We start from the raw sequence: 15,967 nt of genomic DNA, 5'->3' as shown, positions 1-15,967 counted from the left end.
GATCACATGAAGGACTTCGTCTACAACAGCCAGCCATCGCGGGTGGTGTTCGGCGCAGGCTCACTGGCGCATCTGGAGCGAGAGATCGAGCTTCTCGGCGCGCATCGTGCGCTGGTGCTGTGCACGCCCGAGCAGCAGGGCCAGGCGCAAATGGTCGCCGAGCGTCTCGGCGGCCGCGCTGTGGGCATTTTTGCGCGCGCAGTCATGCACGTGCCCATCGAGACGGCACGCGAAGCCCGCGACGAGGCGCGCCGCCTGGGTGCCGATTGCGCCATTGCCATCGGCGGTGGCTCGACCACGGGCTTGGGCAAGGCCATTGCGCTGGAATCCGGCTTGCCGATTCTTGCGATCCCCACGACCTACGCCGGCAGCGAGATGACACCGATCTACGGCATCACCGAGGCCGGATTGAAGAAGACCGGCAAGGACGCGCGCGTGCTGCCTCGTACCGTGATCTACGACCCGGAGTTGACGCTGACGCTGCCGATTTCCTTGAGCGTGACGAGCGGCATGAATGCCATCGCACACGCGGCCGAAGGCCTGTATGCACGCGACGGCAATCCGGTGATGAGCCTGATGGCTGAAGAAGGCATTCGCGCGCTGGCCAGGGCGCTGCCGGCCGTCCGCCAGCGCAGCAACGATGTCGACGCTCGCGCAGACGCGCTGTACGGTGCATGGCTGTGCGGTACGGTACTTGGCAACGTGGGCATGGCCTTGCACCACAAGCTGTGCCACACCTTGGGCGGCAGCTTCAACCTGCCGCATGCCGAGGTTCACACGGTGGTGCTGCCCCAGGCCATTGCCTTCAATGCGCCGACAGTGCCTGAGGCCATGTCCCGCATCGAGCGCGCACTCGGGTCCGCAGAGCCTCGCAGCGCCGCAGCCGGCCTCTTCGACTTGGCGCGAGACAACGGCGCACCGGTGGCATTGCGCGACATCGGCATGAAGGAGGCAGACCTCGACCGTGCTGCGGATCTCGTGGTGAACAACCCCTACTGGAATCCGCGAGAGATCGGCGTAGCTCAGCGAGGCGAGATCAGGCGACTGCTGCAGAACGCCTTTGAGGGGACCCGGCCTGAGTAAGCCGATTACCTGCAGTCAAGATCAACTGGCCTCGGCGCACCGACCACTGCCATTGATGAAAATCTGTCTCCCACTAAACCGGGGTTGGCCACTATTGGAGACTCGGCTATTTTTTCTTCTTTGGTCAAAATAATTGATCAAGGACTCCAAAACTGAAGCCAAGACTTGGTATGCCTTTGCAGGCAACCTCCTTATTGAAAATTGACGATCGCAAAAAACTTTTTTGGCCCTTAATTAATAAATTAAGCCAAAGTGTTATACGATTTTCTCACTTGCGATAGCGCGAACAAGCCGAAGCAACGAGGGCTGAAGAATCCGCGATTGGAAGTCGCGACGCGGTATCGCGAGTTGTGCCATGATAAGTCCGTTGACACAATTCAACACAAAAGCATAATCCAAATCTGGATCCTTGGATCCAAGCTTCAGAAAGCTATCTCGCATCAAACGAGCATGTATCTTTCCCCATTTCACCAAGACGCCACCTAGCTCTTGGTCGCGCGACCCCGCAAGTGAAAGCTCGGTGATCGCCATGCCCATTGCATGATCGTTGACCATATATTTCAGGTTGTGCTCTGCGAGAACGGTGGCGAATCGATCGGGATCATCTGCGCACTTTCCGAGCTTAGGAGTGACGAGAGTAATGTTGTTTGCAATTCGACGGCAAACGTCTTCAGCGAGGGCGCACATCAAGGCGCTTCGGGACCCGAAGTAATAGTTGATTGACCCATGACTTGCGTTGGCTTCGACCGAAACTGCTCGCAACGTTACAGCATGATGCCCATCACGAACTAATACGCGAAGCGCCGCCGCGATCAATTCTTTGTGACGCTGACATCCACGCGCGCTCAGTGGCAAATCTGGTTCAGCAAAGGCGCTCACAGCAGGCTCTTCAAAGTCGTTTGGGCCATCAGCTTAGCAGAAGAAGGCATATCGTTCATCGGGCTCCAAGTGGCAGATCAAGTTTTTAGCGGAGTCCCCAAGAGATTGAAATACGTCAAGTTTTGTCGAAGCTCAACACTCTCAAAGGACCGGGCCACAAGAGGATTCAACAAGTGGCCCCCGGGTCCTGAACGCGCGATGGGATGGTCTAGGAACACTGGCGGGTACACATCGCCGCGGGAATCCCATGGAGTCGATTGCATCACAGCGGAGCAGGCCAATTTCTCCGAACGTGACGCACTACTGCGAACAGATCCGGCACGTATTCGAGCTTCTCGCTCATGTCCCTGCGGATGTGTTGGGCCGTACCTGCATCAGCATCTCGCTCTCTCGGCTACGTGACCTGGGCTCGCCTAGCGCGATTTCGCGTCGCGCTCGGTGATCTGGATCAGCAATCCCCCCCACCAGCGCGCAGTTCGGCCTTGCCGAGTCCCTCGAGTTATTCGTAGGTGAGCATCAGCGCTAGATTGCCGAAATGCGCGGCAAGGGCCGAATAGCAAACGTCGCAGTTGATGCTTGGCCCCCTGCCGCACACACAATGCTGCAATGACTGCGGCCTCCATCGCCCAGACGCTGCTGCCGTGCCCCGACCACAAATCAGCGAGCTGCTGACGCGGCAGGCCGTCTGGGTCCACAGGGCCATGCTGGCCCGGAGGGAGCAGCCTTGAGTCCGCTGGAGCGTGCCTAAGCAGACCACCTTTGCACAAGGACCTTCATGCGGTTGGCTTGCCGGTTGAAGAAGAGCCAGGCGGGATGGGCCTCGGCCCATCACAAACCTGCACGAGCGCGACAGCGCGGTCACAGCAAGATCATGCAGGTTCACCGCCCTCGCAGGCCACAAGGCGTCACGGATCAACGCTGCAGCTTGCGCATCCAGACCTGGCCCGGATTCGGCTCTGACTGGCACTATGGCCGTGCGCACCGTAGCGCGACTTCTTGCTCAACTTCCCCGGCGATGCGAGCTGCGAGGCACTGTCCGAAACACACAATGAAGTGGATTGTCGGGCTCCGGGCTCTCAAGTGCCTTGCGCGTTGAGCACGCCACGGCCCTCCGGCTTCCCCGTACTAGGTCGCCCTCAGGTTTCGACTCACCGCGATTCTGGCGACTGAAGCCCCGCGTCCGCGCCCTCGGCCAAAACTGTTGGCCTTGAGGATCGCATCAGCGCTTCGTGTCGTGAATCCCTTGAAGTCTTCCCTTCCCTTAGATCACCTGCGCGACTGCTATCGGGTAAGTACTAGTTCCGCGTGCCCCCGTGGCAGCTAGATTAGCCAGACCAAACTTATCCACTTGGAGTACTTTCTCGATGACATCTACAACCTTCACGCGGAGGCACTTCGCCCGCATCGCGACTTGGGCAGTGGCTGGGTTAGGTTTTTCTAGACAAGCAATGGCGCAAAACCAGAAGCCTGTACTGAAAGGCCAAGTGGTGAAAATCGCGGTGATCGAACCCCTGTCCGGACTGATGGGCTCCGTAGGCACAAGCCTGCTGAAGTCCTATCAGTACCTAGCGGAACAATTCAGCGCCTCCAACGCAGCGGGCGTGAAGTTCGAAATCGTTGGCTTCGATAACAAACTGAGTCCAACCGAAACTCTCGGCGCACTTAAGAGCGCAACAGATCAGGGTATTCGATTCATTGCGCAAGGGACTGGATCAGCGCCTGCGTTGGCGCTTATCAGTGCGATCGAAAAACACAATCAACGCAATCCAGGAAAAGAAGTTCTTTACCTAAATCATGCCGCGACCGACCCTGAGTTGACTGGAAGCAACTGCAGCTATTGGCATTTTCGATTTGAGGCAGACACCGCCATGAAAATGGAGGCATTGACAAGCTTCATTAAAGACCAGCCCAAGGTAAAAAAAGTTTATCTGATCAACCAGAATTATTCTTCCGGTATTCAGATCGCAGAGGCTGCGAAGGCCGGATTGCGGGAAAAGCGACCTGACATCGCAATCGTTGGCGACGATCGCCATCCACTTGCGCAAATTCGTGATTTCTCACCCTACATGACAAAAGTCCGCGCCTCCGGGGCGGACACGATCATTACAGGCAGCTGGGGCACAGACCTTTCCTTGCTTATCAAGGCCGCAGAGGAAAGCGGCTGGAAGGGTTCTTTTTATACCTACTACGCCGTAGTCGCGGGTACTCCAACCGCGCTCCGCCAAGTTGATGACAATCGCGTCTTTCAAGTCGCTTACAGCCACTACAACATGGGTGGTCAAATGAACGTCTGGATGAGAGAGTTCCAGAAGCGGTTCAACGAAGATTTCTACACACACGGTGTTGCGCTAGTTTTTGAGTTGCTTAGCAAATCAATCCAACAAGCGCAATCTACAGAAGTAATTCCCGTCGCCGCACAAATGGAGGGCGCAAAATTCAACGGTTTTAATGGGCTGGTCGAAATGAGAAAAGCAGACCACCAACTTCAGCAGCCGTTATTTGTAACCGTGTGGACGAGCGTAAGCGCTCAAGTTCCTTACAGCGCTGAAGGCACGGGCAAGACATTCGCTCCTGTGCGCGAATTCACCGCCGAACAAGTTTCAAGACCTTCAACGTGCCGCATGTCTCGCCCTTGAATTTTTCTTGACATCGCCTCATAAAAAAATTTCCCCTTAACTACTCCACTTGGAGAACTAGTTTAAAGATATGAATCACTACTCCAACACACTTTTCGATCTTGAAGGTTCCACCGCTCTCATTACAGGCGGGTCACGAGGCATCGGGCTTCAAATTGCGGAAGCGCTCGGCAGTGCCGGTGCGCGGCTCATGCTGACAGCCAGAAAGGAGGCCGAACTCGAAGCAGCGGCCGCCTATTTGGGAAACCTCGGGATTGAGGCTTCTTGGATCGCAGCCGACTCTAGCGACCCATCCGAAGTTCAACGCGTTTGCAGCACAACTTTCGACACGTTTGGCCATCTGGACATATTGGTTAATAACGCGGGAACTTCTTGGGGTGCCTCGGCTGAGACTCACACGCTTCAGGCATGGGATCGCGTGATGAACCTGAATATCCGAAGTCTCTTTCTTTTTAGCCAGCAGGTCGCCGTAGGAAGCATGATCCCGCGCCGACGTGGTCGCATCATCAACATCGCCTCGATTGCCGGGCTCGGCGGAAATCCAGCTCCAATGGAATGCGTCGCTTACAACACGAGCAAGGGGGCGGTTATCACATTTACCCGTGCGCTTGCTGCCGAATGGGGCAAGCACGGAATTAACGTGAATGCGATTTCCCCGGGCTTGTTCCCAAGCAAGATGGCAGATGGCGTGATTGCAGCGTTCGGTGAGGAAAGAATCATTAGCACCACGCCTCTCGGGCGGCTCGGCGACCCAGACGACCTGAAGGGAGCCGCTCTATTGCTGGCGTCCGCTGCTGGGAAGCACATGACCGGACATTCAATTGTCGTGGACGGCGGCACCAGTGCGGTCATCGGAGCGTGAACAACAACGCATCAATTCGCAATCAAACGAAAGCTTACCCATGACATTTGAGTACGAGCCATCAGAGTTGACGCAGCGTGACGAACTGCTTTACGCATGCCAGGAGTTGAGTCCAATCTTGCAAGCGGCCAATGACACGGTGGAAGAAGAAAGACATCTGCCGGATGAGCTTGCGGAAAGGTTGGCCCAGGCAGGTCTCTATCGCATATTCATTCCGCGCGCTCTCGGAGGTCTGGAGGCGGATGTTCATACGTTCGTGGCCGTCGTGGAAAAACTGGCACAAGCCAACGCGGCCGCGGCGTGGTGTACGTTTATCTCGAACACATCAACCATCATCGGGGCCTATCTTCCTGAGCGCGAAGTCAAGGCGATCTTTGCAAACCCGAACGTCAAGATGGCCGGCGTGTTCGCGCCGCGCGGCACCGCTGTCCGCACAATAGTCGAAGGTGTCCCCGGCTTTTTGGTGAATGGAAGTTGGATGTGGGGCTCCGCGTCGTACAACGCAGACTTCATCACCGGCGGCTGTTTGATTCTGGGCGAAGACGGAAAGCCGGAGAAATTGGCTGATGGATTGTTTGAGAACCGATCCATGGTCTTCAGAGCAGATCAAGTATCGATAGCAGATACATGGCATACGCTCGGACTGCGCGGCACCGGCAGCAATGAGTACAGCGTAAAAGATGCATTCGTTCCCAACGGTCTGTCCGCGTCGATACTCACGGACACGCCACTCCCAGGGGCACTGTTCAAGTTCCCGGTGTTTTGCATTCTGGGAGTTGGCATTGCGGCAGTAGCGCTTGGCATTGCACGTCTCGCCATCGACAGCTTGATTGAGCTCGCAACGAAAAAGACACCTCAAGGTAGCGCCCGCCTTTTGGCGGACCGAGCTTCAACTCAGCAGCATGTCGCCAGAGCGGAAGCCCAGCTTCGCTCCGCACGCGCCTTCCTGATCGACGCAGTTGACAGGGCATGGTCGGCGTCGAGCAGCACGGGAGAGATCTCAGTGGCGTTGCGCCGAGATCTTCGACTGGCCACGACCCACGCAAGCGAAGAGGCCGTCAAGGTTGTGACTCGGGTGTATTCCTGTGCGGGTGGCAGCGCCATCTTTGACAACTCTCCACTGCAGCGTTGTCTGCGCGACGTCTTGACGGCGTCCCAACACATGATGGTCAGCGAGTCCACGTATGAGCTCACGGGCCGGCTCTACCTTGGCCTTCCAACGAACTCCGCAATGCTTTGAGGTCGAAATGACAATGCCTGAAGACTGGCTCAGACGGTTGAAGTTGCCGCTCCTCATTGCACCAATGTTCTTGGTGTCCACGGTTGAGCTGGTAGTGGCCGCTTGCCGCAAGGGTGCCATCGGGACAGTTCCGGCAGCAAACGCCAGAACTGTTGAGATCTTGGATGAATGGCTTCATCGGATTTCTACGCAGCTAGGTCCAGCAGATGCGCCATGGGGCGTAAACCTACTGGTGCATAAAAGTTATCGCCGCCTCAGCGAAGACCTGGAGGTGGTGGCTCGCTATCGCCCACCACTCGTCATCACAGCACTTGGTAGTCCAAGAGAAGTCATTGAATGCGTGCATTCATATGGCGGGCGAGTGTTTGCCGACGTGAACTCCGTACAACATGCACGTAAGGCGACATCGCTTGGAGTCGATGGACTTGTCCTGGTAGCCGCGGGCGCGGGGGGCCATACCGGAACGATGAGCGCTTTTGCAATGGTGCCTGCGATCCGAGAGTTCTTTCACGGAACAATGGTCCTAGGGGGAGGAATTATCAATGGGTCAGGCATCCGGGCCGTCGAAACGCTTGGCGCCGATCTCGCCTCCATGGGCACGGCATTCATCGCCTGCCCAGAGTCGATGGCCAGCGACTCATATCGTCAGATGTTGCTGGACTCGGATATCGACGACTTGGTTTTAACCAAAGCCGTATCCGGGGTGCCCGCGTACTGGCTCCGCAAAAGCTTAGCTGCAGTCGGCATCAACGCGGACGAGCTCGAGTCTGCTGAACCCGTACACAACGGAGACATCGAGCGCTGGACGAAGGTGTGGTCAGCCGGCCACGGAGTGGGATCGCTCAATGTGATCGAGCCGACCGCCACGTTGGTGGATCGGCTAAGCAGAGAGTACTGGTCCGCCGTCGAAAGCGGCACCAAATTGCAGTATTCCGAGGCCGCGCAATGACTAATTCCTCCCCACATATCCTTGGCATCGGTGGCGGTACAAGGCCTGGATCAAGCGCGGAGCGTTATCTGCAACTTGCATTGAGCGCTGCAGAAGAGGCTGGCGCAACAACGAGTTTCCTCGGCGCAAGTGCACTTCGCTTACCCCTCTATGAACCCAGCGCAGCCTCTGACGCATCAGCGCTGCAGTTGGTTAAAGAGTTGCGTAGGGCCGACGGAATCATCATCGCTTCGCCTGGCTATCACGGAACGGTATCCGGCTTTATGAAGAACGCGCTTGACTACGCAGAGGAAACCAGAAGTGATCAACGCCCCTACTTCAGCGAACGCGCGGTCGGCTGCATGGCGGTAGCCGGGGGATGGCAAGCCGCGGTCGGAACCATGGCTTCCTTGAGAGAAATAGTGCATGCACTAAGAGGATGGCCCACCCCAATGGGCGTCGCTATCAACATATCCGAAGCTCCGCTCGATTCCGCAGGCGCATGCCAATCGAACTCCGTGGTGCAGCAAATTCAACTGATGGCGAGTCAGGTCGTGAAATTCGCAAATCTCTCGTGCAATCGGCAACTTTAACTCATTCAAATTCGGAGATAACCCATGACTAATTTTTCACAACTTTCCAACAAGCAATTCATTCTCAGGCAGCGTCCGAGCGGTCTGCCGAAGGAAAGCGATTGGCAGCAGGTGAAAACAGCGGTAAAGGCACCAGAAAAAGGGAAGGTACTCGTACAGGTTACCTATATCTCGGTGGATCCAGCCATGCGTTCATGGATGAACGAAGGAAAATCCTACATGGAGGCCATAGCCATTGGCGATGTCATGCGGGCGGCCGGAGCTGGTGTAGTTCTGTTTTCCGACGATGCGAGATTTAGTGTCGGGGACACTGTATTGGGGGCTTTCGGCGTCCAGGAATTTGCATCCATGGAAGCTGACGGTCTTACGAAGATCGATGTTTCAAAGGTGCCTGCGACCGCTTACATGGGCGCATTAGGCACTCCCGGATTTACAGCGTATTTTGGGCTTCTTGAAATCGGAAAACTCAAATTTGGCGACACGGTCCTGGTTTCTGGTGCTGCAGGCGCCGTGGGCTCCGTGGTCGGTCAAATCGCAAAGATCAAGGGGTGCCGCGTCGTCGGCATCGCAGGGGGAGCCGAGAAGTGCGCACACCTCGTAAATAATCTGGGGTTCGATGCCGCTGTTGATTACAAGCAACCTGATGCGCGTGCTCAGTTGGCGAAAGCCTGCCCGGAAGGAGTCGATATCTATTTCGACAATGTAGGCGGTGAAATCCTTGATCTGGCCCTCGGCCGCATTCGCCACGGTGCACGAATCGTGGTTTGTGGAGCCGTTTCGCAATACAACAATGTCGCTCGCGGCAATGGGCCGAGGAACTACATGTCCTTGCTCATGAACAGGGCCACGATGGCAGGATTCGTCATCTTCGATTATGAGCAGCGTTATCCAGAGGCGCTGCATGCATTGCGCGGGTGGCACGCCGCTGGTTGGATCAAATCTTTTGAAGATGTACTTGAAGGGATTGAGTCCTTTCCGACAGCATTGCAGCGCATGTTTGATGGTGGCAACACTGGGAAAATGCTTATTAAGCTCCCCGCAGCCGCCAACCTTGCTGAATAAGTAACGGAGTCAGCGCATGAACAATCGCCCGTGGTTGAAATGGTACCCGCCTCAAGTTCCTCACGACATCGAGCCCTTGAAGGATCATCAGACGCTCGCTGACTTCTTCAACGCCTCGTTTAACCATTTAGGCGATCGTACTGCCATACGTCACGAAAATAGTGAGTACAGCTATTCAAATCTAGACTCCTTGAGTCTAGCGATCGCGGCCTATTTACAGACCCTTGGACTCAGCGCGGGGGCGAGGGTTGCTGTTGCCCTTCCAAATTCACCGCACTACGTCGTAGCGGCGATTGGTGTTATTCGGGCGGGATTGGTATTGGTCAACGTCAACCCTGCCTATACCGCTAGGGAGTTCCTGTTGCAAGTCACGGACGCCGGTGCCGAAGCGTCGATACTGCTCGAAAGTCAATTCGATGCGGTAAAAGATGGCCTATCCCAGACGCAGATTCGCCATTTGATCCTCTGCAATTTACGCACGGACTTGAAGCCGAAACCAGGCGACCTTCTCGCGCACCGCGACGGCACCGCTGTTGATATGCCTGCAGCGCTCTCTCTCGGCATGTCAGCGATTTACTCGCCACCCAATTCGGCCAATAGCGACACCGCGGTGCTGCAGTACACCGGCGGGACGACCGGGGTTTCCAAGGGGGCGATGCTTTCACACGAAAGTCTATTAGCGAACACGGCTCAAAATTTCGCTTGGTTTCAACCTGCATTAGCGGAGGTACCAGTTCCCGTTATCGCGTGCGCCCTTCCCCTGTATCACATAGTTTCTTTCATAACGCTTTTGGCAAGTATCAAGCTGGGAGGAATCCTCCTTCTGATTTCAGACCCTCGAGATTCAGCAAAAATGTTGTCGAAGCTGAAGGAAGCACCTTTTCATATGCTGCCCGGCATCAATACGTTATTCAGCAATTTGATGAATGACCCGGACTTCGGCACGGTTGATTGGAGCCACCTGAAGATCGCAACGGCTGGCGGGATGTCCACCCAGCGTCCGGTTGCCGCTCGCTGGTTCGAAAGAACTGGTTGCGCCATCAGCGAAGGATACGGACTTTCCGAGACTTCCGGCACTGTCAGCTGCAATCCTCCTCACGGCGCCATCCGCCAAGGAACCGTCGGCCCGCCAGCACCCTCGACGGAAGTAATGATCCTTGACGAGAAATTTCAAGCCCTGCCCTTGGGAGAGATCGGTCAAATTGCAGTTCGCGGGCCGCAATTATTTAAGGGCTATTGGCGGCGCGAAGCAGAAACTGCTCGATTCATGACGAAAGATGGTTTTTTCCTGACGGGTGATCTTGGCCGCATTGATGAACAGGGCTACCTGTGCATTTCTGGACGGGAAAAAGAAATGATGCTCGTGAGCGGGTTCAACGTTTATCCCAGCGAGATCGAGGCTGTGGCTATCGAGATGGAACTGGTACTCGAGTGTGCGGCCGTCGGCATTCCTGACGAAATCACTGGAGAAGCGGTGAAGTTGGTTGTCGTGCCCCGAAGTGATGCACTCACCGAAGAATCAATAAGGCAACACATGAAGGCGAATCTCACGGCTTATAAACGCCCGAAGGTAATCGAATTTCGGGAAAAACTCCCTCGATCAGCTGTCGGAAAATTGCTGCGTTCGTCGCTGGGTGCTCCGCTGTGACCTTGAAGATAGGCGTACCCGCCGAGACAGCGGCTGGCGAAACCCGAGTGGCCGTGACACCCGAAACGGTGAAGAAACTGGTCGCTTCCGGGCACATCGTTCGTGTTCAGTCGGGAGCCGGCGTTGCAGCCAGCGTCACCGATGCGGCTTACCAGACCGCCGGCGCGGAAATCACAGACCAGGCGGGCGCGTTCTCCGCCGACATGGTGCTCAAGGTGCGCACGCCCAGCGACGCCGAAGCGGCGCAGCTGAAGGCCGGCGCCGTCGTCATCGGCATGCTCAATCCTTTCGACGCGGCCGGCCTGCAGCGCTTGGCTGCCGCCGGCGTCACGGCCTTCGCCCTCGAAGCCGCGCCGCGCACCACGCGCGCCCAGAGCATGGACGTGCTCAGCTCGCAAGCCAACATCGCGGGCTACAAGGCCGTGATGATCGCGGCCGACAAGTACCAGCGCTTCTTCCCCATGCTCATGACCGCCGCCGGCACCGTGAAGGCCGCGCGCGTCGTCATCCTGGGTGTCGGCGTGGCCGGGCTGCAGGCGATTGCCACGGCCAAGCGCCTGGGCGCCGTCATCGAGGCGTCGGACGTGCGTCCGAGCGTCAAGGAACAGATCGAGTCGCTGGGCGGCAAGTTCATCGAGGTGTCCTACGACACCGACGAAGAGAAAGAGGCCGCGGTCGGTGTCGGCGGCTATGCCAAGCCGATGCCCGCTAGCTGGCTCGCGCGCCAGCAGATCGAGGTTGCCAAGCGCGTCGCGCTGGCCGACGTGGTCATCAGCACCGCGCTCATTCCCGGCCGCGCCGCGCCCACCCTCATCACCGAGGAGATGGTCAAGTCGATGAAGCCGGGCTCGGTCATCGTCGACATCGCGGCCGGCAAGGGGCCGGACGGTATCGGCGGCAACTGCCCGCTGTCGGAGGCCGACAAGACCGTCGTCAAGCATGGCGTGACCATCGTCGGCGAAACCAACCTGGCGGCGCTGGTGGCGGCCGACGCGTCGGCGCTCTATGCGCGCAACGTGCTCGACTTCCTCAAGCTCGTCGTCACGAAGGAAGGCGCGCTCCAGATCGACCTCGAGGACGACATCGTCGCCGCCTGCCGCGTCACGCAAGACGGCCAGGTCACGAAGAAATAAGCGCCCCCTGAGCATCTACGCGAGGAGAAGAAAACACCATGGAAATCGTTTCGCACACCGTCATCAACCTGACCATCTTCGTGTTGGCCATCTATGTCGGCTACCACGTGGTCTGGACCGTCACGCCCGCGCTGCACACGCCGCTCATGGCCGTGACCAACGCCATCTCGGCCATCGTGATCGTGGGCGCCATGCTGGCCGCCGCGCTCACCACCACGCCGCTGGGCAAGACCATGGGCGTGCTCGCCGTGGCGCTGGCCGCCGTGAACGTCTTCGGCGGCTTCCTGGTCACGCGCCGGATGCTGGAGATGTTCAAGAAGAAAGAGAAAAAGGCCGTCGCACCGAAGGCTGAAGAGGGAGCTTCCAAGTGAGCATGAACCTCGTCACGCTGCTGTACCTCGTTGCCAGCGTCTGCTTCATCCAGGCCCTGAAGGGCCTGTCGCATCCCACCACCTCGATCCGCGGCAACGTCTTCGGCATGACCGGCATGGCGATCGCCGTGCTGACCACCATCGCGCTGGTGCACGCACAGGCGCGCGCGCTCAACGTCGACTTCACCACCGGCATCGCCTGGGTGCTGGCTGCCGTCGTGGTCGGTGGCGGCCTGGGCGCCTTCATGGCCAACAAGGTCGAGATGACCAAGATGCCCGAGCTGGTTGCCTTCATGCACAGCATGATCGGCCTGGCCGCGGTGTTCATCGGCGTGGCCGCGGTGGCCGAGCCCTGGGCCTTCGGCATCACGGCTGCGCCCGTGGCGGCCGTCATCGGTTCGCGCACGCCCGACGGCGCGGTGCTCTTCGAGGGCTTCGTGCGCCACGGCATTCCTTACGGCAACCGGCTCGAACTGTTCCTGGGCGCGGCCATCGGCGCCATCACCTTCAGCGGCTCGGTCATCGCCTTCGGCAAGCTGTCGGGCAAGTACAAGTTCCGCCTGTTCCAGGGCGCACCGGTGCAGTTCAAGGGCCAGCACATGCTGAACCTGGTGCTGGGCCTGGCGACCATCGGCCTGGGCCTGGTGTTCGTGGCCACCGAAAGCTGGCCGGCGTTCTTCACCATGCTGGCGCTGGCCTTCGTGATGGGCGTGCTCATCATCATCCCGATCGGCGGCGCCGACATGCCGGTGGTGGTGTCGATGCTCAACAGCTACTCGGGCTGGGCGGCGGCCGGCATCGGCTTCAGCCTGAACAACGCGATGCTGATCGTGGCCGGCTCGCTGGTGGGCTCTTCGGGTGCGATCCTGAGCTACATCATGTGCAAGGCCATGAACCGCTCGTTCTTCAACGTGATCCTGGGCGGCTTCGGCGGCGAGGCGGCCGCGGCCACTGGCGGCGCGAAGGAGCAGCGCCCCGTGAAGACCGGCAGCGCCGACGACGCGGCCTTCGTGCTCGGCAACGCCGAGACCGTGGTCATCGTGCCGGGCTACGGCCTGGCCGTGGCGCGCGCCCAGCACGCCGTGAAGGAACTGGCGGCCAAGCTCACCGAGAAGGGCATCACCGTCAAGTACGCCATCCACCCGGTGGCAGGCCGCATGCCCGGCCACATGAACGTGCTGCTGGCCGAGGCCGAGGTGCCCTACGACCAGGTGTTCGAGATGGAAGACATCAACGGCGAGTTCGGCCAGGCCGACGTGGCGATCATCCTGGGTGCCAACGACGTGGTGAACCCCGCGGCGCACACCAAGGGCAGCCCGATCTACGGCATGCCCATTCTGGAGGCCTACAAGGCCAAGACCGTCATCGTGAACAAGCGCTCCATGGCGGCGGGCTACGCGGGCCTGGACAACGAACTCTTCTACATGGACAAGACCATGATGGTGTTCGGAGACGCCAAAAAGGTCGTCGAGGACATGGGCAAGGCCATCGAATAAAGCGCTGCTGATGAACGCATCAACACAGTGCAACGGTGACTCGGAGGCAGTGCTCCCGTCAGCTGTGGTCAGGGCCAAGGCTTAGACAGCCGCGGATTGGATCCCTCTTGCCACCGTCTGGCATGGTGAATGGACCGGTGCGCTGCCGGTTTCACGGTACACGAACTGAGTGCATCACGCGATCAGGTTACGACGGTTGGCGCCTCGTCCGATAGCGGCCTCAGTGCCGGACCTCACGCTTCATCCCCCCGTCCGGCGCATCCCGTGCCGGACCATTTCCAAAGGCCCGCAAAATGACTCCCTCTCTTCAAGGCAAGATCGCTGTCGTGACTGGTGCAAGTACCGGTATCGGTTTGGCTATTGCCAAACGGTTTGCAGCCGAAGGCGCAAGCGTCGTTATCACCGGTCGGCGCCCGAAAGAACTTGACGCCGCGGTCGCCGAAATCGGGGATCAAGCCTCCGCCGTCCGCGCCGACGTCTCCAGCCTACAGGATCTCGACACACTCTTCGAGACCGTCAAGCAACGCCATGGACGCATCGACGTCTTGGTCGCGAATGCTGGAGGCGGCAGCATGGCTCCGCTTGGCGCGATCACGGAAGAGCTGTTCGACCAGACGTTCAGCACCAACGTGAAAGGGGTGCTCTTCACAGTTCAAAAGGCACTTTCCCTATTGGCCGAGGGCGCGGCAGTCATCCTGGTTGGTTCGACCAGTTCAATACATGGCGTACCTGCATTCAGCGTCTACAGCGCTTCCAAGGCGGCAATCCGGAATTTCGCTCGTAGCTGGATTCTGGACCTCAAAGGTCGCAACATTCGCATCAATGTCCTCAGTCCCGGACCGACGAAAACACCAGGGCTGGTGGGCCTGGTGCCAGTCGAACACCAGCAGGGGCTGCTCGATGGTTTTGCAGGTCAGATTCCGATGGGCCGCGTTGGAGAACCCGATGAGATTGGCAAGGTCGCCGTCTTCCTAGCCTCGGACGCATCGAGCTTCGTCACCGGCATTGAACTGTTCGTCGACGGAGGCATTGCGCAGATCTAGGGCGATGAAGCTGTTGGTCCTGCTAAGTGCGCAACGGAACGATTGAGATCGGTCACTACCACTTGGATCATGTGGGTCAGGCGACTTTCCCCGGGGGCCAAGCTATTGGTCGGTTGCGCAGCAACCGTTGCCGCCCATCAGATCGGACTAACCCCCGCGGCCCGAGGGGCCTTGCGCGCAGCCTCCACCTTCTTTCGAACGCGAAACATGACGAATAGCGTATCCATGTGGCGCTCTACCGCTGCACCGCAGCCTCTTCAATCTCCTGCAAAGACCCGACCATGAAACTCGAAAACGCTACCGTCCTCGTCACCGGCGCCAACCGCGGCATCGGTCTCGCATTCGCCCGCGCCGCTCTGGCGCGCGGCGCACGCAAGGTCTACGCTGGATCGCGCGACCCGGCCAACGTCACGTTGGCTGGCGTCGAACCAATTCGCCTCGACGTCACCCGGCCCGATGAGATTGCTGCAGCGGCACGCCATTGCGGCGACGTCACGCTACTGATCAACAACGCCGGTATCGCGACGCTCGGGGCATTCATTGCCGAGGGCAGTGTCGAGGCCGCCCGCGACCAGTTCGAGACCAATTTTTTCGGGCCCCTGCGCATGGCGCTCGCCTTTGCGCCGGTGCTCGCCGGCCATGGCGGCGGTGCGATCTTGAACGTCCTGTCGCTCGCGAGCTGGATCACAGCACCCCGTCTCGCGACCTATGCCGCCACCAAATCGGCCGCCTGGTCACTGACCAATAGTCTGCGCCACGAGCTGCGCGCCCAGGGCACCCAGGTACTGGGCTTGCACATGGGGTTCGTCGACACCGACATGGCGCGCGGCAACGATCAGCCGAAGTCCAGCCCCGAAGAGGTGGTGCGCCGCAGCCTCGACGCCCTCGAAGCCGGGGCCGAGGAGGTGCTGGCCGACGAGATCACCCAGCAGGTTAAGCAGGGCTTGTCGGCCGAGCCGGGCGTCTACCTTCGGACGACCTAAGGCTGAACTG

Annotated in this window: 14 protein-coding genes; 13 read left to right on the top strand and 1 reads right to left on the bottom strand. The window is 58.7% G+C overall.

Features of this window, described 5'->3' with window-relative positions; genetic code table 11:
* Nucleotides 1-6 precede the first annotated feature (6 nt).
* Nucleotides 7-1,083, top strand: a complete 1,077-nt coding sequence (locus RZE79_RS32215; RefSeq protein WP_319362300.1) for a maleylacetate reductase — start codon at nt 7-9, stop codon at nt 1,081-1,083.
* Nucleotides 1,084-1,338: 255 nt separating this feature from the next.
* Here the strand turns inward: RZE79_RS32215 and RZE79_RS32210 are convergent, their stop codons facing one another.
* Nucleotides 1,339-1,962, bottom strand: coding sequence for a TetR family transcriptional regulator (locus tag RZE79_RS32210; RefSeq protein WP_319362299.1), 624 nt, complete (start codon nt 1,960-1,962; stop codon nt 1,339-1,341).
* 1,364 nt (nt 1,963-3,326) lie between these two features.
* On the opposite strand from RZE79_RS32210, the gene RZE79_RS32205 reads away from it, so the two are divergent.
* The 12 genes from RZE79_RS32205 (at nt 3,327) to RZE79_RS32150 (ending at nt 15,957) form a co-directional block, all read left to right on the top strand.
* Entirely contained in the window at nt 3,327-4,598 is a 1,272-nt protein-coding gene (locus tag RZE79_RS32205; RefSeq protein ID WP_319362298.1) for a branched-chain amino acid ABC transporter substrate-binding protein, read from the top strand.
* A gap of 70 nt (nt 4,599-4,668) precedes the next feature.
* A complete protein-coding gene (locus tag RZE79_RS32200) occupies nt 4,669-5,460 on the top strand; it encodes an SDR family oxidoreductase (RefSeq protein WP_319362297.1) in 792 nt (263 codons plus the stop codon).
* A 40-nt stretch (nt 5,461-5,500) separates the two neighbouring features.
* Nucleotides 5,501-6,700: an acyl-CoA dehydrogenase family protein gene (locus RZE79_RS32195; protein WP_319362296.1), complete on the top strand. Its 1,200-nt coding sequence runs from the start codon at nt 5,501-5,503 to the stop codon at nt 6,698-6,700.
* Between the two features lie 13 nt (nt 6,701-6,713).
* Complete coding sequence (locus RZE79_RS32190; protein ID WP_319362295.1) at nt 6,714-7,649, top strand: nitronate monooxygenase; 936 nt, start codon at nt 6,714-6,716, stop codon at nt 7,647-7,649.
* Nucleotides 7,646-8,221, top strand: coding sequence for an NAD(P)H-dependent oxidoreductase (locus RZE79_RS32185; RefSeq protein WP_319362294.1), 576 nt, complete (start codon nt 7,646-7,648; stop codon nt 8,219-8,221). The genes RZE79_RS32190 and RZE79_RS32185 overlap by 4 nt, the downstream gene beginning before the upstream one ends.
* A 24-nt stretch (nt 8,222-8,245) precedes the next feature.
* Nucleotides 8,246-9,283 carry an NADP-dependent oxidoreductase gene (locus tag RZE79_RS32180; protein WP_319362293.1) on the top strand — a complete coding sequence of 346 codons (1,038 nt, stop codon included), beginning with the start codon at nt 8,246-8,248 and terminating at the stop codon, nt 9,281-9,283.
* A 16-nt stretch (nt 9,284-9,299) separates the two neighbouring features.
* A complete protein-coding gene (locus tag RZE79_RS32175; protein WP_319362292.1) occupies nt 9,300-10,931 on the top strand; it encodes an AMP-binding protein in 1,632 nt (543 codons plus the stop codon).
* Nucleotides 10,932-10,933: 2 nt separating this feature from the next.
* On the top strand, nt 10,934-12,064 hold the full coding sequence (locus tag RZE79_RS32170; protein WP_319362291.1) for a Re/Si-specific NAD(P)(+) transhydrogenase subunit alpha: 1,131 nt from the start codon (nt 10,934-10,936) through the stop codon (nt 12,062-12,064).
* A gap of 38 nt (nt 12,065-12,102) precedes the next feature.
* On the top strand, nt 12,103-12,435 hold the full coding sequence (locus RZE79_RS32165) for an NAD(P) transhydrogenase subunit alpha (RefSeq protein WP_319362290.1): 333 nt from the start codon (nt 12,103-12,105) through the stop codon (nt 12,433-12,435).
* Nucleotides 12,432-13,931, top strand: a complete 1,500-nt coding sequence (locus RZE79_RS32160) for an NAD(P)(+) transhydrogenase (Re/Si-specific) subunit beta (protein ID WP_319362289.1) — start codon at nt 12,432-12,434, stop codon at nt 13,929-13,931. Before RZE79_RS32165 ends, RZE79_RS32160 begins: the two co-directional genes overlap by 4 nt.
* A gap of 293 nt (nt 13,932-14,224) precedes the next feature.
* Nucleotides 14,225-14,974 (top strand): glucose 1-dehydrogenase, encoded by a 750-nt coding sequence (locus tag RZE79_RS32155; RefSeq protein WP_319362288.1) that lies wholly within the window; start codon nt 14,225-14,227, stop codon nt 14,972-14,974.
* A gap of 281 nt (nt 14,975-15,255) precedes the next feature.
* A complete protein-coding gene (locus RZE79_RS32150; protein ID WP_319362287.1) occupies nt 15,256-15,957 on the top strand; it encodes an SDR family oxidoreductase in 702 nt (233 codons plus the stop codon).
* The last annotated feature ends 10 nt before the right edge of the window (nt 15,958-15,967 follow it).

Source organism: Variovorax sp. EBFNA2, assembly GCF_033802765.1.
Classification (GTDB): Bacteria; Pseudomonadota; Gammaproteobacteria; order Burkholderiales; family Burkholderiaceae_C; genus Variovorax; species Variovorax paradoxus_H.
The sequence above is the reverse complement of the archived record's forward strand: the minus strand, read 5'-3'. Positions and strand labels throughout refer to the sequence as shown.